The sequence below is a fragment of the Mycobacterium sp. genome (genome assembly GCF_019243155.1).
Classification (GTDB): Bacteria; Actinomycetota; Actinomycetes; order Mycobacteriales; family Mycobacteriaceae; genus Mycobacterium.
On the sequence record NZ_JAFAUS010000375.1, the window covers coordinates 12,719 to 32,365 of the forward strand.

At 66.1% G+C, this 19,647-nt stretch carries 18 protein-coding genes; 10 read left to right on the forward strand and 8 right to left on the reverse strand.

Going from position 1 to position 19,647, the window contains the following annotated elements; all coding sequences use genetic code 11:
• Positions 1 to 19 precede the first annotated feature (19 nt).
• The 6 genes from JOZ00_RS19315 to JOZ00_RS19340 form a co-directional block, all read right to left on the reverse strand.
• A complete protein-coding gene (locus tag JOZ00_RS19315; protein WP_293346461.1) occupies positions 20 to 1,297 on the reverse strand; it encodes a TetR/AcrR family transcriptional regulator in 1,278 nt (425 codons plus the stop codon).
• A gap of 138 nt (positions 1,298 to 1,435) precedes the next feature.
• Positions 1,436 to 2,083, reverse strand: a complete 648-nt coding sequence (locus tag JOZ00_RS19320) for a nitroreductase family protein (protein WP_293346463.1) — start codon at positions 2,081 to 2,083, stop codon at positions 1,436 to 1,438.
• On the reverse strand, positions 2,083 to 3,174 hold the full coding sequence (locus JOZ00_RS19325) for an acyl-CoA dehydrogenase family protein (RefSeq protein WP_293346465.1): 1,092 nt from the start codon (positions 3,172 to 3,174) through the stop codon (positions 2,083 to 2,085). Before JOZ00_RS19325 ends, JOZ00_RS19320 begins: the two co-directional genes overlap by 1 nt.
• Positions 3,171 to 4,313, reverse strand: a complete 1,143-nt coding sequence (locus JOZ00_RS19330) for an acyl-CoA dehydrogenase family protein (RefSeq protein WP_293346467.1) — start codon at positions 4,311 to 4,313, stop codon at positions 3,171 to 3,173. Before JOZ00_RS19330 ends, JOZ00_RS19325 begins: the two co-directional genes overlap by 4 nt.
• Before the next feature lie 46 nt (positions 4,314 to 4,359).
• Positions 4,360 to 4,929, reverse strand: a complete 570-nt coding sequence (locus tag JOZ00_RS19335; RefSeq protein ID WP_293346469.1) for a nuclear transport factor 2 family protein — start codon at positions 4,927 to 4,929, stop codon at positions 4,360 to 4,362.
• Positions 4,930 to 4,931: 2 nt separating this feature from the next.
• Positions 4,932 to 5,912, reverse strand: coding sequence for an SDR family NAD(P)-dependent oxidoreductase (locus tag JOZ00_RS19340; RefSeq protein ID WP_293346472.1), 981 nt, complete (start codon positions 5,910 to 5,912; stop codon positions 4,932 to 4,934).
• 150 nt (positions 5,913 to 6,062) lie between these two features.
• On the opposite strand from JOZ00_RS19340, the gene JOZ00_RS19345 reads away from it, so the two are divergent.
• The 8 genes from JOZ00_RS19345 to JOZ00_RS19380 all read left to right on the forward strand — a co-directional run bounded on the left by JOZ00_RS19345 (position 6,063) and on the right by JOZ00_RS19380 (position 15,604).
• Complete coding sequence (locus tag JOZ00_RS19345; RefSeq protein WP_366022369.1) at positions 6,063 to 7,736, forward strand: VWA domain-containing protein; 1,674 nt, start codon at positions 6,063 to 6,065, stop codon at positions 7,734 to 7,736.
• A 128-nt stretch (positions 7,737 to 7,864) separates the two neighbouring features.
• Entirely contained in the window at positions 7,865 to 8,722 is an 858-nt protein-coding gene (locus JOZ00_RS19350; protein ID WP_293346478.1) for a CbbQ/NirQ/NorQ/GpvN family protein, read from the forward strand.
• A gap of 97 nt (positions 8,723 to 8,819) precedes the next feature.
• Positions 8,820 to 9,932: an ABC transporter substrate-binding protein gene (locus JOZ00_RS19355; RefSeq protein ID WP_293346480.1), complete on the forward strand. Its 1,113-nt coding sequence runs from the start codon at positions 8,820 to 8,822 to the stop codon at positions 9,930 to 9,932.
• A gap of 10 nt (positions 9,933 to 9,942) precedes the next feature.
• A complete protein-coding gene (locus tag JOZ00_RS19360; protein ID WP_293346483.1) occupies positions 9,943 to 11,085 on the forward strand; it encodes a spirocyclase AveC family protein in 1,143 nt (380 codons plus the stop codon).
• Complete coding sequence (locus JOZ00_RS19365; protein ID WP_293346486.1) at positions 11,078 to 12,070, forward strand: SDR family oxidoreductase; 993 nt, start codon at positions 11,078 to 11,080, stop codon at positions 12,068 to 12,070. The genes JOZ00_RS19360 and JOZ00_RS19365 overlap by 8 nt, the downstream gene beginning before the upstream one ends.
• Before the next feature lie 9 nt (positions 12,071 to 12,079).
• Positions 12,080 to 13,297 carry a cytochrome P450 gene (locus JOZ00_RS19370; RefSeq protein WP_293346489.1) on the forward strand — a complete coding sequence of 406 codons (1,218 nt, stop codon included), beginning with the start codon at positions 12,080 to 12,082 and terminating at the stop codon, positions 13,295 to 13,297.
• A 124-nt stretch (positions 13,298 to 13,421) separates the two neighbouring features.
• Positions 13,422 to 14,906 (forward strand): aldehyde dehydrogenase family protein, encoded by a 1,485-nt coding sequence (locus JOZ00_RS19375; RefSeq protein ID WP_293346492.1) that lies wholly within the window; start codon positions 13,422 to 13,424, stop codon positions 14,904 to 14,906.
• Between the two features lie 56 nt (positions 14,907 to 14,962).
• The gene (locus JOZ00_RS19380) at positions 14,963 to 15,604 is read left to right on the forward strand and encodes a maleylpyruvate isomerase family mycothiol-dependent enzyme (protein WP_293346495.1); all 642 of its coding nucleotides are present in this window, start codon (positions 14,963 to 14,965) and stop codon (positions 15,602 to 15,604) included.
• 7 nt (positions 15,605 to 15,611) lie between these two features.
• On the opposite strand, the gene JOZ00_RS19385 is transcribed toward JOZ00_RS19380, so the two are convergent.
• Positions 15,612 to 15,905, reverse strand: a complete 294-nt coding sequence (locus JOZ00_RS19385; protein ID WP_293346498.1) for a hypothetical protein — start codon at positions 15,903 to 15,905, stop codon at positions 15,612 to 15,614.
• Between the two features lie 236 nt (positions 15,906 to 16,141).
• On the opposite strand from JOZ00_RS19385, the gene JOZ00_RS19390 reads away from it, so the two are divergent.
• Positions 16,142 to 17,410, forward strand: a complete 1,269-nt coding sequence (locus tag JOZ00_RS19390) for a cytochrome P450 (RefSeq protein ID WP_293346500.1) — start codon at positions 16,142 to 16,144, stop codon at positions 17,408 to 17,410.
• A gap of 53 nt (positions 17,411 to 17,463) precedes the next feature.
• On the forward strand, positions 17,464 to 18,207 hold the full coding sequence (locus JOZ00_RS19395) for a lysophospholipid acyltransferase family protein (protein ID WP_293346620.1): 744 nt from the start codon (positions 17,464 to 17,466) through the stop codon (positions 18,205 to 18,207).
• On the opposite strand, the gene JOZ00_RS19400 is transcribed toward JOZ00_RS19395, so the two are convergent.
• Entirely contained in the window at positions 18,204 to 19,640 is a 1,437-nt protein-coding gene (locus tag JOZ00_RS19400) for a wax ester/triacylglycerol synthase family O-acyltransferase (RefSeq protein WP_293346503.1), read from the reverse strand. The two genes, JOZ00_RS19395 and JOZ00_RS19400, sit on opposite strands and share 4 nt — an antisense overlap.
• Between the last annotated feature and the right edge of the window lie 7 nt (positions 19,641 to 19,647).

A 19,647-nucleotide genomic window follows, 5' to 3' on the forward strand; every position in this document is an offset into this window, starting at 1 on the left:
CAGGCTAATTTAGACGGTCTTACTTGCCGCGAACCGCGGCGCCGCGCAAGACGGTGTCGCGCGCGTGCAGCAACGATGCGCGGATGCCGATCGCGCGCAGAATGTTCTCGGGTATCCACTGGATGCCAATCACGCAACGCGCCAGCATCGCGCCCGACGGGGAATCTATCCGGATTTCGCCGGATCGGATGCCCTCGGAGAGCAGCGATTTCATCTGCCGAAGCCGGGTGGGATACGACCACCCGGGGTTGGTGGTCGGCGGCGACTGCCGCATCCACGCCAGCTGAATCCTGAACTCGTCGGAGAATTGGTCAAGCGCATTGACGTTGACCCAGCTCAGCGCGTCCAGCTTCTCGATCACCGTGGCGTCAGAGCGAAGCACGCTGACCCAGCCCGCCTCCACCTTCTGGCCGAACGACCGCATGATGGAGTCCAGCAGTTCGTCCTTGGAACCGATCACCCGGTAGACGGTGCCGGTGCCGAGGCCCGCCGCCGACGCGATGTCCCTGATCGTGGTGACCTCATACCCCTTGCGGCCGAACTCGCTTCGGGCCACCGCACGGACGTGTGCGGCCTTGTCGCTGGCCTCGCCATCGCTGTCGTCGGTCCACGATTCGACGACGGCACTGGCGGCCGCGAAGGCGGCGGATCGATCCAGCGCGGCGTCGCCGGGTGGCCGAGACGCCAACCCTTGCAAGATGATTCGGCACAAAAGCCCGGCCACCTGGTCGGCGGAGGCCTTGTCGCGCATGACGTCCAGCCCCACCTGCAGCATCGACTGGCAGATTCGGTCGGCCAACGTCGGAAGGTCGATGTCGGATTTGATGTAACCGCTCCACCGTCCGGCGCGCAGAGCTTGCAGCATGGCCTGCTGAATCGCCGCCGGTTGCTGTTGGGTGGTGGCCAGCAGCTCCGGATCCGTGCTGGGCACCTCGTAGAACGACATCTGCAGGGCGGCGCGATGCCGGACGGCACAGTTGGCGATGGCCGCACTCAACTCGGTGATCTTCTCGGAGATGGGACGCGAGTCGGGTTCGTCCAGCCGTGCTTGTGCCTCGCGCCCGATGCGCTCCAGGTCTTCCTGGTAGCGGCGGATCAACTCGACGAGGATCGCTTCTTTGGATTCGAAATGGTGGTACAGGCTGCCCGGGAGAATGCCGGCCGCGTCGGCGATCTCCTGCAGCGAAGTCCGCAATCCCGAAGACGCGATCAACGAGGCTGCGGTTGCGAGGATCTCGGCGCGACGGGGCCCCGAATCGGCGGTGTCAATGGCTCGCAATGACGCGGCTTTCGCCATGTTTAGCGCTTCGCAAACCCGGATGACAGCGGATTCGCGATCATACGCATTCGTCCTCTCAAACCGAACCAAATCTTTGTTAGAGGTTATCAGACTGTGCATATCGAATGCGCTGCACAAAGCGCTGAAAGCCCCATTCTAAAGGGCGGGGCCGTCCCAGCCGTCGCGTCTGACCACCTCGTCGACGGGTCGCCGCCCGGGTGGAGAGAACGTGCGGCCCGCGCGCAGCCGGCCCACCGGCAGCAGGCATCCCTGGATATAGGTTTCCGGGATCCCGAGCAATTCCCGGATTTCGTCTTCGCGGTGCAGGTGCAAGGTCGTGATGCAGGTTCCGTATCCGCGGGTGTGCAGGGCCAGCTGGAAATTCCAGACCGCCGGGAAGATCGAACCGTACAGCGTGGCGAGGTGAAACGACTCGTCGCCGTCGATGCGCGGCAAGTACGGCTCGTAGCAAGGGATTACCAGCAGCGGCACCCGCGCCAGATTCTCGACCAGCCACTCCGTCGACGACATGACCCGCGCCTCGGGCGTCCCGGCGGGCATGAGGCCGGCCACCATCTGCCCACCGACCCTGAGCAGATACGCATCGCGGTACAGCTTGGCGATGTTGCCGCGCAGGTCCGGGTCCGTCACCACCAGCCACCGCCATGCCTGGGCATTCGACCCGTTGGCTGCCTGCAGGCCGATGCGCAGGCACTCGCGGATGTCGCCGAGGTCGACAGGCGCGTCGAGGTCGAGAGACTTGCGCGCCGACGGCGTCGCCGTGAGCAGGTACTCGATGTCCATCAGCGCGCCCCGCTGTTGGCAAGGCGCGCACCGAGTTCCGTGAGATACCGGTCGGGCGGACCCAGCAGCGCGCTCCAGCTCAACAGGCGCTTGAAGTAGAGGTGAGCGTCGTGCTCCCAGGTGTAGCCGATACCGCCGAACACCTGGATGGCGGTGTCGCCGACGGTGGCCAGCCGCCCGGAGAACGCCTTCGCGCGCAGCGCGGCAAGATGCCGCTCATCCGAATCGGCCGCATCGCCGGCCCACAGCGCATGGATGACACCGCTGCGAGCCAGCTCGACGGTCTCATACATGTCGACGCACAGGTGCTGGACCGCCTGGAACGAACCGATCGCCTGGCCGAATTGCTTTCGCGTCTTCGCGTATTCGACCGCTAGGTCGGCGATGGCCCGCGCGGCACCGAGCGCGTCGGCGGCGGTGGCGATCAGCACGTCGTCGACCACCGCGGCGACGTCCGCCGGTTCGGCCGTGGTCAGCCGTCGCGCGGGTGCGCCATCGAAGGTGACGCGGAATTGCTTGCGGGTCTGGTCGATACCGGATTCGGGTGTGATCGAGACGCTGGACCGCTCGACCGCGAAAAGTCCGGTGCCGTCGGAATCGTCGGCAAGTGTCAGCAGGACGTCGGCGGCAGCGGCGTCGGGCACCGCGGCGACCTCGCCGCGCAGCACAATGTCGTTGCCCTGGCGGTCGGCGGCCATCGAGGCGCGATCCAGGAAGCAGACCGTCGCGATCGTCGTGCCGTCGGCGATTCCGCTTAACAACTCAGCACCGGCATCGCCGGCGCCGAGCCGGGTCAGCGCCCGAGTGGCGGCCACCGCGGTCGACAGCCAGGGCCCCGGATGCAGCCCGGCGCCCAGCTCTTCGGCAACGACGCCGGCCTCGACCATCGTCATGCCGGCCCCGCCGTGCTCCTCGGGCACCAGCAGGCCGGTGGTGCCGAGATCGGCTAGCCCACGCCACACCGCGTCGTCCATGCCCCTCGGGTCGTCGAGCAGCGGCCGCACGTGGTCGGAAACCGATGCCTTCTCGGCGAGATAGCGTCGTGTGGTGTCACGCAGCGCCACCTGCTCGTCGGTGAGTTCCAGGTTCATTTGCGCGGCAACCCCAGTACCCGCTGCGCGGTGATGTTCTTGTTGATCTGACTCGTCCCGCCCGCGATAGTCAGTGAACGCGACGTCAGCCGGTAGTTCGCCCACGGCGCGCCCGCCCCGCGAGTGCCCAGCACATCGAAGGCCAGGGCGGCCAGGTCCTGTCCGATCTCGCCCCACACGGTTTTGGCGAGGCTGGCCGAGCCCAACGCGTCACCGCCGTGCAGCGTCGCCGAGATCGACCGCTGGCACAGGACTTCGAGATATTTGATGCGCAAGCCGATTTCGCCCAGGCGTTGCAGCGTCACGGGATCTTCGAGCGCGCCGGCCGCAGCGATGTCGTCGACGAGTTCTTCGAGCCGCACCTGCATCTCCGCGTACAACCTGGCGGCCCCGGCGCGCTCGTGACTGAGCGTGGTGGTGGCCACCTGCCAGCCGGCGTTCAACGGCCCGAGCAACGCGTCGGCCGGGACCCGCACATCGTGAAAGAACACCTCGGCGAAATCGGCGTCTCCGTTGAGGGTGACCAGTGGGCGGACTTCGATGCCAGGCAGCGTCATGTCGACGATGAGGCAGGAGATCCCCTTGTGCTTCGGCGCTTCGGGGTCCGTGCGCACGTAGAGCTGGCACCAGTCGGCCCGGTGTCCGAGTGAGGTCCAGATCTTCTGGCCGTCGACGACGAAGTCATCACCGTCACGCACCGCGCGGGTGCGCAGCGCCGCCAGGTCGGATCCCGCTTCGGGCTCCGACATCCCTTGGCACCAGATGTCGTCGGCGCGCATCATGCGGGGGAGCAGCGTGAGCTTCTGGGACTCGGTGCCGTATTGCATGATGGCCGGCGCGATGTTGTTCAGCCCAATCACGTTGAGCGGCATCGGCGCTCGCGCGCGCGTGGTTTCCTCGGTGTAGACCAGCTGCTCAAGAACGGTCGCGCCGCGCCCGCCGTATTCGGTGGGCCAGGAGACGGCGGCCCAGCCGGCGTCCGCCATGGTCGCGTTCCAGACGCGCAGCATCTCGAACTTGGCGTCGTCGAGGCCTGCGGGCCGCCGCGCGGCCACCAACTCATCGGTCAGGTTCTCCGACAGCCAGTCGCGCAGCTCGGTGCGGAACTTTTCCACTTCCGCCGGGTACGAGAAGTCCACGGTTTCTTTTCTGGCCCTTGGATCTGATCGGACGTTTGGCCGGACTCTACGGTTGAGCAGATATTTGGTCAACAAGGTTCGGCGCCGGGCGCGACGCCGTGAGCGGCCGATCGTACGAGGGGTCGCTCGTGTCGTGGCTGCCGGTGCGCGCGCCCGCGACCATCGCGAGGGCCGCCTCGGTGAGCAGCGACTGCGATTCATCCATGAACTCCACGAGACAGACCCGATCGACGATCGCCCAACGCCCGTCGCGCCGCTCCAGCCGGTCGACATAACGACCACCGGAGATCGTCATGTGATTCTCCGGTTCGCGGTCTGTCGCGATGAACAGGTAGTAGGTCTCGGCGTGCGCTTCGTCACCGTCGATGTCGGAGGTGTGATTGAGCAGGTAGTGCTGATAACGCGTCTGGTTGCCGTGGTAGGCCAGTGCCCAGTCGATGAAATCGTCTACCTCGCCGACGAATCCGACGTGGTCGTCGACGGCGCCGTCGTGGTACGCCGACCGCAGGAGCGCGCGATCTTGGCGGTCGATCCCACGCGCGTAGCGCTGCATGCAGTCGTGAATCTCCGCGCGGTCGGTGAGACGCTTGATCTGCCTGGCCAATTCGTCGTCCACGATCAGCTCCTGTTGGATTGCGGTTCGGGGAATGCGACATCAACGTTGCCCGGCATCGCGCTGACACCGCGCCGCTCGCACACTTCCAGCACTTCGTCGACGATCGAACCCGGTACGAAGAACTTCTCGGTGTCAGACATCCTCTCGAGATGCGCCTCGATGTCTTCGGCCGTCGGTTCGGTTCCGGTGTCGGCCAGCCACCCTTCGCTCAGCCCGACGAACACCCGCGCGTAGCGCCCGGCGGCGGCCGAATAGTTGCGGTGGGTGAACGTGCACGCGCCGCTCGCGAGGAAGGTCACCAGCGGCACCACGAGTTCGGGCCGAATGGCTTGCATGAAGCCGGATTCGGCGAGGAACTTCTCGTCGCCGACGGTCTCGGTGACCATTCGTGAGAAACCGGTGGGCATAACCGAATTGGCGAGTATCCCGTGCGCTTCGCCCTCGATCGCGATCACGTTCGTCAACCCGACCAGCCCGGCTTTGGCCGCAGCGTAGTGCGCCTCCATGGGCTGACCGAAGATGCCGGCGGAGGAGGAGATGAACACGAACCGTCCGCCGCCGTTCTTCTTCATCACCCGATACGCCGGCTGTGAAACATAAAAGCCGCCGTCGAGGTGCACGCGCAGCATCCGGGTCCACTCGTCGGCCGAGAGGTCTTCGAACGGCACGCTGCCGAAGATGCCTGCGTTGCTGACGACGGTGTCAAGCCGTCCGAACGCGTCGACGGCAGCGTCGATGATCGCCTGGCCGCCCGCCGGGCTGTCGACCGAGTCATAGGAGGCGACCGCCTTGCCCCCCGCCTTCCTGATTTCGTCGACCACCTCATCGGCCACTTTTGCGTCGGCGCCGTCGCCGCGCATCGAGCCGCCGAGATCGTTGACGACCACGGCCGCACCGCGGCGCGCAAGGTCGAGCGCATACAGGCGACCGAGTCCGCGACCGGCGCCGGTGACCACGGCCACCCGGTCGGTGAAGTCGATCATGGTGTGCTCCTGAGCAAGACGAAACGACAGTCCGGTTTGATTGACTGCGGTTGTACCGGACCCTACGGTGGAACAGATATTTGGTCAACAAGGTATCGGAGGTAGGGCGTGACGGATGGCGCTCGTGACGACCGGCTGCGCGGCCTGGGCATGCTCGCCTCGGCGCTCGCGGGCCGGGCCGTCGCGGTCGCCGACCTGCGACCCGGTGAACCGGCCTGGACGGACGGCCAGACGATTTTCGTCGACGCCGCCGCGGGTCGCGCGACGCTCGAGGCGGTCGCGGTGCACGCATCGATGATCGCGGCGGACAGCCTGGATCCCGAGGTGATGCGTTCCCTTGTCCGCCATCCCCGAACGGCCAAGCGCTATCTGGCGGTCGAGGGGCACCGCGCCCTGCTCAGCAACGCCGACCTGTTGCCGAGCGCGCTGGCTTCGATCGGCGACCGGGAGATCGCCGACCGCAGCGATTCGCCCGCCGCGTCGCTGGCGATCGCCACCGGACGCGGCGTCCTCGACGACCCGCCGGCCGTCTTCGGCGTGATTCGCGCGGGCAAGGTGGTGGCGGCGGCGTCGCGCGCTGCACGGCAACAGGATTCGGACCAGGACTCGGCCAATCCCGGACATGTCCCGCGCAAGCACGCCGCCCAAGACCTGGAGGAGCTCGACGACGGCGTGGTCGACGACTCCGACGATCCGGACCTGTTCACCAGTCCCGTTGGCGGGGGCGGGTTTATCGGCAAATGGTTGAAGAAGATGCTGTCGTCGGCCCGCAAGACCGGTAGCGGCGGGGGACCGCCGGGCGCTGACAACCCCACGCATCGCACGAACTCGGGAATCCGTGGCGCGCATGCGGTCTCGTCGCTGGCGTCCACCTCGAGCGAGGACGTGAACGATGACGAAGCAAAAGCCTCCGACGGCGTGCGGTATCCGGAATGGGACGTCGCGCGCAAGAGCTATCGGCCCGCGTGGTGCACCGTGAAAGAGGTCGAACCCAAGATCAAGGCCACCACTTTTCGGGCGACCTGGCCACTCGACGACCCGATCGGCGTGCGGCGCCCGCTGTCGCGACTGGGAATGGGTCTGCACCGTCGCCACCGGCAACCGCAGGGCGACGACATCGACGTCGACGCGGCCGTCGAAGCCCGCGTCGAGGTGCGGGCCGGATCGGTGCCCGACGAGGCGGTGTACCTCGACAGCCTGCGGCGGCGGCGCGACCTGTCGGTGCTGCTGCTGCTCGATGTGTCGGGTTCGTCGGCGGAGCCCGGAACGTCCGCGCGCACGGTGCACGAACAACAGCGCGCCGCGGTCGCCAACCTCACCGTCGCCCTGCACGACCTGGGAGACCGGGTCGCGCTCTACGCCTATTACTCGCAGGGCCGCCGCGCGGTGAGCATGGTGCCGGTCAAGCGGTTCGACGACCACCTGAACGCGCAGGTCATCCGGCGGCTCAACAGCCTGGAGCCCGGCGCTTACTCGCGCCTGGGCGCGGCCATCCGGCACGGCTCGGCGGTGTTGGAAGCGCGCGGAGGAACGTCGCGCCGGCTGTTGGTGGTGCTGTCCGACGGGCTCGCCTACGACCACGGCTACGAACGCGCTTACGGTGCCGCCGACGCGCGCCGCGCCCTGACCGAGGCCCGCCGGCGGGGCACCGGCTGTGTCTGCCTGACGATCGGCGCGGGAACCGATGTGCACTCGTTGCGCAGGGTGTTCGGCAACACCGCGCACGCGACGATCGCCCGTCCCGACCAACTGGCCGGTGTGATCGGACCGCTGTTCCGCTCCGCGCTGCGCTCGGCAGAGGTCCGGCGGAAGATATCCGCCTGATGCCAAGTCGCAGAACGGAGTTGGCGCATCCCTGTGCCCGACTTGCTCGTCAGGGCACTTGAAACAAACATCTGTTCCGCGATACGCTGCAAGGCCAGATACGCTGAAAGGCCAACGGAAGGCAACCAATGGCCAACGAGTCCGGGATCGCTCACCGGAACGGCGCTCCGTCCGGCACCGACGGAAAGGCAGACGTGCGGCCCTATTACCAGTCTGTCGGCAGTGAGGAAGCGATTTTCAAGGCGGCGTATCGACAGGGTCTGGCGCTGGTCCTGAAGGGTCCGACGGGCTGCGGCAAGACCCGCTTCGTCGAGGCGATGGCCTACGACCTGGGCCGGCCGCTGATCACCGTCGCCTGCCATGACGACCTCACCACCGCGGACCTGGTCGGCCGGTATCTGCTGCGGGGCGACGAGACGGTGTGGGTGGACGGACCGTTGACCCGTGCGGTGCGCGAGGGCGCGATCTGCTACCTGGACGAGGTGGTGGAGGCCCGGCAGGACACGACGGTGGTGTTGCACCCGCTTGCCGACCATCGGCGCCAGCTGCCCATCGAGCGCCTCGGCATCACGCTGGACGCGGCGCCTGGCTTCGGCCTGGTGGTGTCGTACAACCCCGGCTATCAGAGCGTCCTCAAGGACCTCAAGGATTCGACCCGGCAGCGCATGGTCGCCGTCGAATTCGATTTCCCCGCCGCCGATGTCGAGGAGGGGATCGTCGCGCACGAGGCGGGCGTGGACGGCGCCACCGCGGCCGAACTGGTCCGCTTCGGGCAGGCCATCCGCCGCCTGGAGGCCGGCGGGCTACGCGAGGTCGCCTCCACGCGCGTGCTCATCGCGGCGGGCAGGCTGGTCGCGGAGGGCCTGACGATGCGAGAGGCGGCCCGCGCCGCGATCGCCGGGCCGCTCACCGACGACGTGGCGGTGGGCAAGGCCCTGGGCGAGATGATCGAGATTTATCTGGGCACCTCGGACGGGGCCCGGTGAGGCCGATGATTGACGGTGCATACCGCCGCCGCTAGGGTCTGAACAAATATTAGGTTTCATTGATCAGCGCGCTTGAGCTTGCCACCCGGGAGGTCAGATGTCCTACGAAAGCAGCGCGGAGCCGATCAAGGTCGGCTACCTGATGGACTTCACGCTGCCGCCCGGATTCCCCGAGGAATTGTTGGCCAGTTTCACGCGCTGCTTCGACCTCGTCTTCGAAGAAGCCGTCGAGCAGGGCATCATCGACCGCCCGGTGCAGATGATCTACCGCGAGGTGGAGGGGTTGCCCAAGGGTTCGGTCAAGGCAGTGATCGACGCCTACGGCGAACTCGTCGACGAAGGCTGCCTGCTGGTGTTCGGTCCGCACATCACCGACAACTGCGTCCCGACCCGCGACGCCATCGAGGAGCGGTTCAAGGTCCCGGCCATCAGCGTCACCGGCACCGATGACTGGCTGGGCGAATGGACGTTTTCCTTCCCGCAGGGCTCCATGACCGATGAGCCGATCTTCATCGCGGACCTCGTGGCCAAGCGTGGGCTTTCCGAGATCGGAGTCCTCGTCGAGCAGAACCTGATCGGCGAAAGCTACCTCAAGAATCTGCGAAGCGCCTGCCGCCGCAACGGCATTCGCATCGTCGCGGAGGCGGCGATCGCACAGACCGCACAGGACATCAACGAAGCCGTGCGAACCCTGCACGATGCGAAGGCCGAAGCCATCGTCCATCTGGGCTTCGGCTTCGGGATCGTGTTCATCAATCCGGCGCTGCAAGCCGTCGATTGGGACCCGCCGCGATTCACCACGACGGCCTTCCAGAACGCCTGGGTGAATCCGATCATGTGGGAAGCGTTCATGGGCTGGACCGGGATCGACCAATACGACGAGGCCAACCAGGTCGGCCAGGACTTCCTCGACCGCTACTCGAAGAAGTACGACGGCAGCCGTCCCGAATATTGCGTGTCGGTGGTCAACCGCGACGTCGCCGCCACACTCGTGCGTGCGTTCGCCGACGCTCACCCGCTCAGCCCGCGCGGCGTCAAAGAGGCGCTGGAACGGGTGAAGATGATGCCCGCGGCCTCCGGCGCGCCGGGCACCCGGGTGTCGTTCGGCAAGTGGACTCGCCGGGCCTGGATGGGCGCCGGCTATCTGGTCGCACGCAATCTTGATGCCGACGGCATCAATTCGCACTTGGTCGATCGCTTCGGAGAGTGAGGCGCAGAAAATGAGCACGGACCAATCCATATCGCCTGCCGCACAAGAGAAGCCGGCGTCTTCGCAGCGCGGCGAGAAGCGTGGCTGGGGCGGCTGGATCGCCGGTGCCGCCCTGGCCGCGTTCGCGCTGTTCTTCATCGTCAATTGCCGTGTGGCCCTTGACCCGCGCGTCGCCAACCCGAACGTGCAGGGCAGGCCGCGTCCGGTGAAGTTCACCTTCGGTCTGGATTACATCGGGTTCCTGGACTGGGCCACGGTCGTGGCGCTGATCGTGCTGCTGATCGTCTTCATCAGGGACTGGCGCCGCAATCCCGGGAGCCCGGTGATGCTGATGTTCCTGTGCACCACGCTGATCGTGTGGCAGGACCCGATCATGAACTGGTCACCGTTCGCGGTCTACAACCCCGATCTCGTTCACTGGCCCGAATCCTGGCCGCTCGTGTCGTTGTCGCCGACGGTCGAACCGTTCGTGGTCTTCGGTTACGTGATGTTCTACTTCGGGCCCTACTTCCCAGCGGTTTGGCTCGTGCGCAGACTGCAGGCAAAGTACGGGCCGACGAGTTACGTGTCGCGGCATCCTTTGGTCAGCCTGGGTCTGATCACGCTGGTGATCGGATTCATTTTTGATGCGTTCCTGGAAAACATCCTGATCCACTGGGGCATGTATATCTACTCGCAGGTGATCCCGTGGGGATCGGTGTTCACCGGCACCACATTCCAATTCCCGCTCATCTGGGAATCGTTCTCGGTGTGTTTCGTGATGGTGCCTGCGGCGATCCTCTGCTACCGCGACGACACCGGTAAATCGGTGGCGGAAAAGCTTGCCGCCAAAGCGAAGTTGTTCCCAACCCGCCCGGTGCTGGGCACCTTCCTCGTGATGTTCGCGATCATCAACGTCTCCTACTTCGCCTACGGCGCATGGTTCTGGGTCATCAAGGTCAGCCACGCGGCGACCTCCGTCGCCTGCCCATGGCCGTACCCGGAGGCCAAAGTCTATGACCCGCAAGGGTATTACGAGAAGGCTGGCGCACAGGGCCCGTACTCGGTCGGCATCTGGTCGACCTGGGCGAGCGGCGAGCCGAACGGCAGGCCGCACGTCGACCCGCCGCCGCCCGGCCAAGGCGCCTGCGCAACCCAGGGCAAGAATGGCTGAGCCGCGGACCGTCGTCATCACAGGTGCGTCGCGTGGGCTGGGATTCGCGTCGGCCGTGCGGCTCTACCGCGAAGGGTGGCGCGTGGTCGCGGCCATGCGTACCCCCGACCTCGCGCTGCCGCAGCTGCGGCAGGAGACCGGGGCGGGTGAAGACGACGAGCGGCTGATCGGCGTGCAGCTCGACCTCACGGACCCCGCGTCGATCGCCGCGGCGGCCAAGGCGATCGAAGAGGCCGTCGGCGCGCCCTACGCGTTGGTGCACAACGCGGGGATCTCGGCGGCCGGAATGGTCGAGGAAACCGATACGGCGTTGTGGCAGAGGATGTTCACCACCAGCGTCCTGGGTCCCGTCGCGCTCACGCAGGCTCTGCTGCCGTCGATGCGGGCGGCGGGCGAGGGACGCATCGTGCTGGTGTCCAGCGCGGCTGGGGTGCGCGGTCAGCCGGGCACGGCGCCGTATTCCGCTGCCAAGGGGGCGCTGGAACGTTGGGGCGAATCGATGGCGTGCGAGATCGCGCCCTTCGGCCTCGGCGTCACCGTTTTGGTCGCCGGCACGTACGACACCGAGATCATCACCGACGCGGGCACCACCGACGATCGCAATTTTGAAGGGCCGTACGCGCGGCTGCACAACACCATGAACACCCGCGGCCGATTCGCGGTCAGCTTCGCCCGGCCGCCCGAGCGGTTCACCGACGGCCTGGTCAAGGCGTTGGGGGACCGGGGTCCGTTCCGCCGTCGCGGTGTCGGCCCGGACGCGTCGATGTTGTTGGTGTCCAATAGGATTCTTCCCGCATCGGGGATGCATCACGTGTCCCGGGTCGTGCTGGGCATACCCAAACAAGGATCGATGCGGGGCGGCGCGTGGCCGTTGACCGCGGCGCAGAACGCGATGCTGCTGGCGGCAAAGGTGATTCCGCAACCGGTGCTGCAGCGCCTGGTGTCGCTGGCGGCCAAGCGCCGCAAAGCAACTGAAGGGGAGTAAGGGGTAAAGATGGAACAGCTTTTCGACGATCTCGACGATTTCGGGTCGTTCGACGACGCGATCTCCGGTGACGTGCGTGACCCGTACACCGAACTGGCACGGCTGCGCCGCGAGGAACCGGTGCAGCGACTCGAGACCTCGGGAGCGCTTCCGCACGAGGAATCGCTGCCGATGTTCATCGTGTACCGCCACGAGGACGTCCAGCAGATGCTGCGTGACAACGAGACGTTCTCGTCGTCGGCCGTTATCGCGGCGTTCGGGCCCGTGCTGGGTGAAGGCGTGATGCTGGGCATGGACGAGCCGGTCCACGGCCGGCTTCGTTCGCTGGTCTCGAAGGCGTTCTCGCAGAAGTCATTGGCGCGTTACCAGGACGAGTTGGTCGGCCGGGTGGCGAACACCCTGATCGACAAGTTCGCGCCCAAGGGCAAGGCGGATTTGGTCAAGGAATTCACCTTCGACTACCCGAGCCAGATCATCGCGGGACTGCTGGGTCTGCCCGAGAAGGACTATCCGCAATTCCAGCGGTGGTCGATTTCGTTGCTCAGCTGGCTGATGAACCCCGAACGCGGGCTGGCGGCCTCGGCGGCGCTGTGCGAATACTTCGCGCCGATCCTCGACGCTCGCCGGGCCGACCCGAAGGACGACTTGATCAGCGCGCTCGGTGCGGCCGAGATCGACGGGGAGAAGCTGGCGGACGAGGAGATCTTCTCGTTCCTGCGACTGCTGCTGCCGGCCGGCGTCGAGACGACCTACCGGTCGCTGGGGAGCCTTCTTCTCGGGCTGTTGAAGGATCCGGAGCAACTGGACGCGATCCGTGCGGATCGGTCGTTGCTACCGCAGGCCATCGAGGAGGGTGTGCGGTGGGAACCCCCGCTGCTGACCATCACCCGGGTGGCGACCCGCGACACCGAACTCGGCGGTGTGGCGATCCCGGCGGGAGCGACGGTGATGCCGATGCTGGGTTCGGCGAACCGCCAGGAGGATCGCTACCCCGATCCCGACACGTTCGACATCCACCGGCAGGCTCGGGCCCACCTGGGCTGGGGGCACGGCGTCCACGTCTGCCTAGGCATGCACCTGGCGCGGCTGGAAATGCGGACCGCGATCAATCTGCTGCTGGACCGGCTGCCGAATCTGCGGCTGGACCCGGACGCGGACGACCCGCACGTCCGCGGGCAGGTTTTCCGGTCGCCCACGTCGGTGCCGGTGCTATTCGATGCCCAGTGACAACCACAGCTTGCCAATCGGCTAGTTTCCAGTAAGGCTCACCATTGGGTGGTCCCCGTCTGGCGATGGAATCCTGCGTCCCGGCGCTCTAACCAGCGCCTCGTCTAAAGAGAGCTGAACAGATATGGCTGACACTGTAAAGGTCCGGTTCGAGCCGAAGATGATGATCGACGGCAAGCTGGTCGACGGCCAGGCCGGTACCTTCACGAACATCAACCCGGCGACCGAGGAGTCGCTCGGCGAAGTGTCCGACGCCTCCAAGGAGGACATGCACCGCGCGATCGACGCCGCCCGGCGGGCTTTCGACGACACGGACTGGTCGACCAACAAGGAATTGCGTAAGCGCTGCCTGCTGCAGCTGCACGAGGCCATCGAGTCCGAGATCGACGAGCTGCGCGAGGAGCTGATCCTCGAGGTCGGCTCGCCCCGGGCCATCACCTTCGGGCCTCAGCTGGACGCACCGCTTGAAGACGGGCTGAAGTACCCGGCCAGGTTGATCGACGAGTACGCCTGGGAGACCGACCTGGGCGACAAGGTGATCAGCCTGACCGGGACGCTGACGACCCGCAAGGTCTGGCGGGAGCCGGTAGGTGTGGTCGGCGCGATCGTGCCGTGGAACTTCCCGTTCGAAGTCACCCTCAACAAGCTCGGCCAGGCGCTGGGCACCGGCAATACCGTGGTGCTCAAGCCCGCGCCGAACACCCCGTTCAACGCGAACCGGCTGGGCCGGCTGATCGCAGAGAAGACCGACATCCCGGCCGGCGTCGTCAACGTCGTCACCGCCTCCGATCACTTCGTGGGCGAGGAATTGACCCTGTCGCCCAAGGTCGACCTGATCTCGTTCACCGGCTCGACGGTGGTCGGCAAGCGCATCATGGAAAAGGGTGCGGCCACCATGAAGCGGCTGTTTCTGGAGCTGGGCGGCAAGTCGGCCACCATTGTGCTGGAGGACGCCGACTTCGGCACGGCATGCATGGTCGGTATCGCGCCGTGCATGCACGCCGGTCAGGGTTGCGCGAACCCGACCCGGCTGCTCCTTCCCCGGTCCCGGTACGACGAGGGCGTGGAGATCCTCAAGAACATCTACGAGAACGTCACGTGTGGCGACCCGCAGGACGCCGGAACCCTGTGTGGGCCTGTGATTTCGCAGCGGCAGTTCGAGCGGGTGACGGGCTACATCCAGAAGGGCGTCGACGAGGGCGCCACGGCGCTGGTCGGCGGACCCGGCGCGGAGACCGGCTTCGACAAGGGATACTTCATCCGGCCAACGCTTTTCACCAACGTCGACAACAAGATGACCATCGCGCAGGAAGAGATCTTCGGCCCGGTGCTCTCGGTCATCCCGTTCGATGATGAAGAGGATGCCATCCGGATCGCCAACGACAGCGTGTACGGGTTGGCCGGCAACGTGTTTGCGGGTTCCCTCGAACGCGCGCTGTCGGTGACCCGCCGAATCAAGGCCGGTTTCATGGGGGTCAACGGTGGTGCGCCGTACGGTGCCGACACCCCGTTCGGGGGCTACAAGGAAAGCGGTGTGGGACGCCAGAACGGGATCGCTGGCTTCGACCAGTACACCGAGGTCAAGTCTGTGGCGTATCCCGCCGGCTAAGCGACCAGGTGACGGCCGCGCCGTCGAAATATGATGCGAACCAACGGCTTCGAGCGATGCCGCTAGACCGTGAGTTCGTGTTCGCGGCCGTCGCTGACGAGCGGCGCCGGATGGCGTGTCTGCTGGAAGGCCTGAACGCCGAGCAGTTGAGCACGCCGAGCCTGTGCAAGGGTTGGGACGTCAAGACCGTTGCCGCCCATGCCGTCAGCACCGTCACCGACGGCACTGCCGCATTCCTGCGCTTGGCGGTGCGCCACAGGAGCATGGCCCGTGCGGTCGACGAATTGGCGCGCCGCCGTGCGCAATTGCCGGCCGCAAAGATCGCTGCCGACCTGCATCAGTGCGCTGATCACCCGCTCAGTCCGCCGCTGTTCGGGCCATTGGACCCACTCGCGGACGTCATGGTGCACGGTGGCGACATGAGGATCCCACTGGGTCTGCCCTTCGTCCCCGATCCGCAGCGGGCGGCGTTGGCCATGGACTTTCTGACCGGCCCCTGGCCGTTCGCCTTCGTTCCGGTTGGCCGGCTACGCGGGATCAGCCTGCGCGCCAGCGACATTGATCGAACGTGGGGGAGTGGAGCGCAGGTGCACGGACCGGTGGCCGCGTTGATGATGGCGGTCACCGGGCGCACTGCGCTGCTGCACCTGCTCGACGGGCCGGGGCTGCCGAGACTTTCCCGCCGACTGCTTGGCTGACGTGTTGTCAGGAGCCGGGTTTCACGGGCCGTTTCAAGGTGCAGACGAGGCTCCACTCGAAGTAGTGGTCGCCACCCTTGTCGTAGTCCTTGAAGTTGTGGGAGACCTGGGTCCGCTGCATCGAGGACCCCACGATCTCCCAACCCTGTTCTCCGTAGGCGTTAGTGAGGCGGGTCAACTCTGCCACTACCGCGTCCAGAGATTCGTCCGTATGCGAGATGAAGAGGCTCTCCCAGCGCTGGGGATACCACTTGCCATCTGACGCCAGCCACCAACCGGGCCCGGGGGAAGGAGTGCTCACATCCCGGCACCCTACTTCGCGACGGCGCGGAAAAAAATGAATAAAAGATGACCGAATGTTGTACGCACCGCTGTGGATGTGGGTCTCGGTGGTCTCGGTGGTCTCGGTGGGCTGGGTGCAGGCCGTCGGCGTTCAGCTTGACCTAATATTTGTTCGGCTCTAGATTACGGGTAGTGGTTTTTACGTCGCCCAGGTCGACGTGCATGGGGGCGATACCTGGATGCCTAGGAGTGCTTTTGAGTGATTTCGATTCGGTGGATTTCTTCACCGACCCATCCCTGATTCCCGATCCGTATCCCTACTTCGATCACCTGCGCGGGCGGTGCCCGGTGCTGGCGCAGCCCGACCAGGGCGTCGTCGCCATCACCGGGCACTCCGAAGCGCTGGCCGTTTATAAGGATCCGGCATTCTCGGCGTGTGTTTCCGTCGCCGGACCCTTCTCCGGACTGCCGTTCGAACCCGAGGGCGATGACATCGGCGAGCTGATCGAACGGCATCGCTCGCAGATACCCATGAGCGAGCACATCGTCACTCAGGATCCACCCGAGCACACTCACACGCGCGGTCTGCTCAGCCGGCTGCTGACGCCCAAGCGGCTCAAGGAAAATGAAGACTTCATGTGGCGGCTCGCCGATCAGCAACTCGACGAGTTCGTTTCCTCGGGCACGTGCGAATTCCTCGACGACTATGCGCGCCCCTTCTCGGGCCTGGTGATCGCCGACCTGCTGGGCGTCCCGCCGGAAGACCATGAGGAGTTTCGTGCCGTTTTCTCCGGCAAGGTGGTCGGGGGCATCGAGGACGATTCCGTCACGCGCGCACACAATCCGCTGGAGTATCTCGACGCGAAGTTCACCGCCCACATCAGCGAGCGCCGACGTGAGCCGCGCGAGGACGTGCTGACCGAACTGGCCCAGGCGAAATACCCCGACGGATCGACTCCCGAGGTGATCGACGTCGTCCGGCTGGCCACCTTCCTGTTCGCTGCCGGGCAGGAGACCACCACGAAGTTGCTCAGCTTCGGCCTGCGAACGATCGCGGAAAACCCCGAGATTCAGGCACTGCTGCGCGAAGACCGCAGCAAGATACCGACTTTCGTCGAAGAGGCCCTGCGGACCGAGAGTCCGGTCAAGTGTCATTTCCGCATGGCCCGCACGTCGACGACGGTCGGGGATACCCGGATTCCGGCCGGGACCACCGTGATGTTGCTGCCCGGAGCCAGCAACCGGGACGATCGTAAATTCGCCGAGCCCAACGAGTTTCGCCTCGACCGTCCCAACGTCCGCGAGCACATCGCGTTCGGGCGGGGCAACCACTCCTGTCCCGGCGCACCGCTGGCGCGAGCGGAGGGCCGAATCTCGCTCAACCGGATCCTCGACCGGATGTCGGACATCGCCATCTGCGAAGACAAGCACGGGCCGGCGGGCGCGCGCCAGTACAGCTACGAACCGACCTGGCAGATGCGCGGCCTGACCGAACTGCACCTCGGATTCACCCCGATCACGTGACCGACCAACCAGACCACGAGGTCGGCCGGTGGGACCCCGAGTTCACCAAACGAATGGTCAACGCGGCCGATCCCATTGCGCGGCGCTGGTTTCGGTTCGAGGTGCGGGGGTTGGAGTCGGTGCCGACAACGGGCGGTGCGCTGATCGTGGCGAACCATTCGGGCGGCATGCTGACCCCCGATGTCCTGATCTTCGCCGCGGCCTTCTACCGCGAATTCGGTTACGACCGGCCGTTATACACGCTCGGGCACGACGGGCTGTTTCCCGGCCCGGTGTCCGACTGGATGGCCCGTCTAGGGGTCATCCACGCCAGCACGAAAAACGCCGCGAACGCACTCCGGTCGGGTGGGGTGGTGTTGGTGTTCCCCGGCGGCATCTACGACGCCTATCGGCCGACGCTGTCCGAGAACGTCATCGACTTCAACGGGCGCACCGGATATGTCAAGTGCGCGATCGATTCCGGTGCGCCGATCGTGCCCGCGGTGTCCGTCGGTGGGCAGCAGAGCCAGTTTTTCCTCACCCGAGGGACGTGGCTGGCAAAGCGGCTTGGCCTGTCCCGCTTCCGGTCGGACATCCTCCCGGTCACATGGGGTTTTCCGTTCGGCCTCAGCGTCATCGTGCCGATCAACCTTCCGCTGCCGACCAAGATCGTCACCCGGGTGCTGCCGGCGATCGACGTCGCCGACCGATTCGGCCCGGATCCGGACGTCGCCGACGTCGACGCGCATGTCCGCTCGCGGATGCAAACGGCCCTGGACCGGCTGGCCCGCGACCGGCGTTTCCCGATCCTGGGTTAGGACCGCAGCGCCGCCGGGGGCATCGCGCTGTCGACCATCGCGATCTCATCGGAAAGGCCTGCCGCCGTGCGGATTTCACAGAAGGCGTGAACCATGGCGTCGGTCATCTCGTGGGTGTCGCCCAGCGTGCGGTCGTCGGCGATCACCGAGATGTTGAGTTGATCGACATAGCTCCACACCGTGATGTTCATGCCGCACCCGGCGATCAGCGGACCGACGGAATAGATCTCACTGACCGGTGCGCCGGCGAAATGACCGCGCTCCCGCGGTCCGGCCACGTTGGAGACGGGCACGTTGAACAGCCTGGTCTGCGCACCGCGCCGGGCCAGCCAGCCGAACAGCGGCGGGGCCGCGGGGGGCGGCAGATAGGCGATCAGCTTGCCGTACAACTCGGGTCCGAAGAGCTCGTTGTTCTCTTTGGCGATGGCGGTGCTCGTCGACGTCAACCGCACCCGCTCCAGCGGATCGCCGAGGTGCGTCGGCAGCGACACCGCCATGCCCGCCAACTCGTTGCCGCTGATCCGATTTGGTGAGCGGTCCGTCGTGGCCGGGACCGAGGCGACGATCGGCCGATCCGCAGCGCCGTCGTAGCGCAACAACAACTCGCGCAAGGCCCCCGCGGTCATCGCCATCACCATGTCGTTGATGGTGATCTGCAGGTGCTTGCCGGTCTGCTTGACCTGCGGCAGCGACAGCGTCGCGGTCGCGAACGTGCGTCTTGGCGAGACCAGGTGATTGATGAACGTCGGCGGCGCGTGCAGCATCCGCGCGAGATCCGGCTGCCTGCCGCGCTCCCGCGAACGCCGGCGCAACCGCCGGGCGCCGGAAACGGCGTCGGTCATCACCCGGGGGAGCGCGGCGATCTGCTGGGCATGGTCTCGCCCGGCCGCGGCCAGCAGCTCGCCTTTCGACGGCAGGACGCAGGTGGTCTCGTTGTCGTGTTCGTCTTGCCCGGGAATCGCCGAATCCATCAGTCGGGCCAAAAGATTGGAGGATGCCACGCCGTCGGCCAGGGCGTGGTGCAGCTTCCCGATGAGCGCGAACCTGTTCCCGGCCAGGCCCTCGGCGAAGTGAAACTCCCACAGCGGCCGGCTGCGGTCCAGCGGGGTGGTCGCGATGTCTCCGATGACCTCGTCGAGCTCCCGGCGGCCGCCTGGGCTGGGCACCCGCACACGCCGCAGGTGGTAGTCGAGGTCGACGTCGCAGTTCTGCAGCCACATCGGATGATGCAACCGCCACGGGATGGCCAGCAGCTTGTAGCGCAGCGGGTCCAGCCGGTGCAACCGCCGCAGCAGGGCGCGGCGGAAGACGTCGAAGTTGAACTCGCCCTCGTAATCGGCGGCATCGACGATGGCGACCTTCAACGTGTGGGTGTGCAGGTTCGGTGTCTCGCTGTACAGCAGCATCGCGTCCATACCGTTGAGCCGCTTCACACGACCA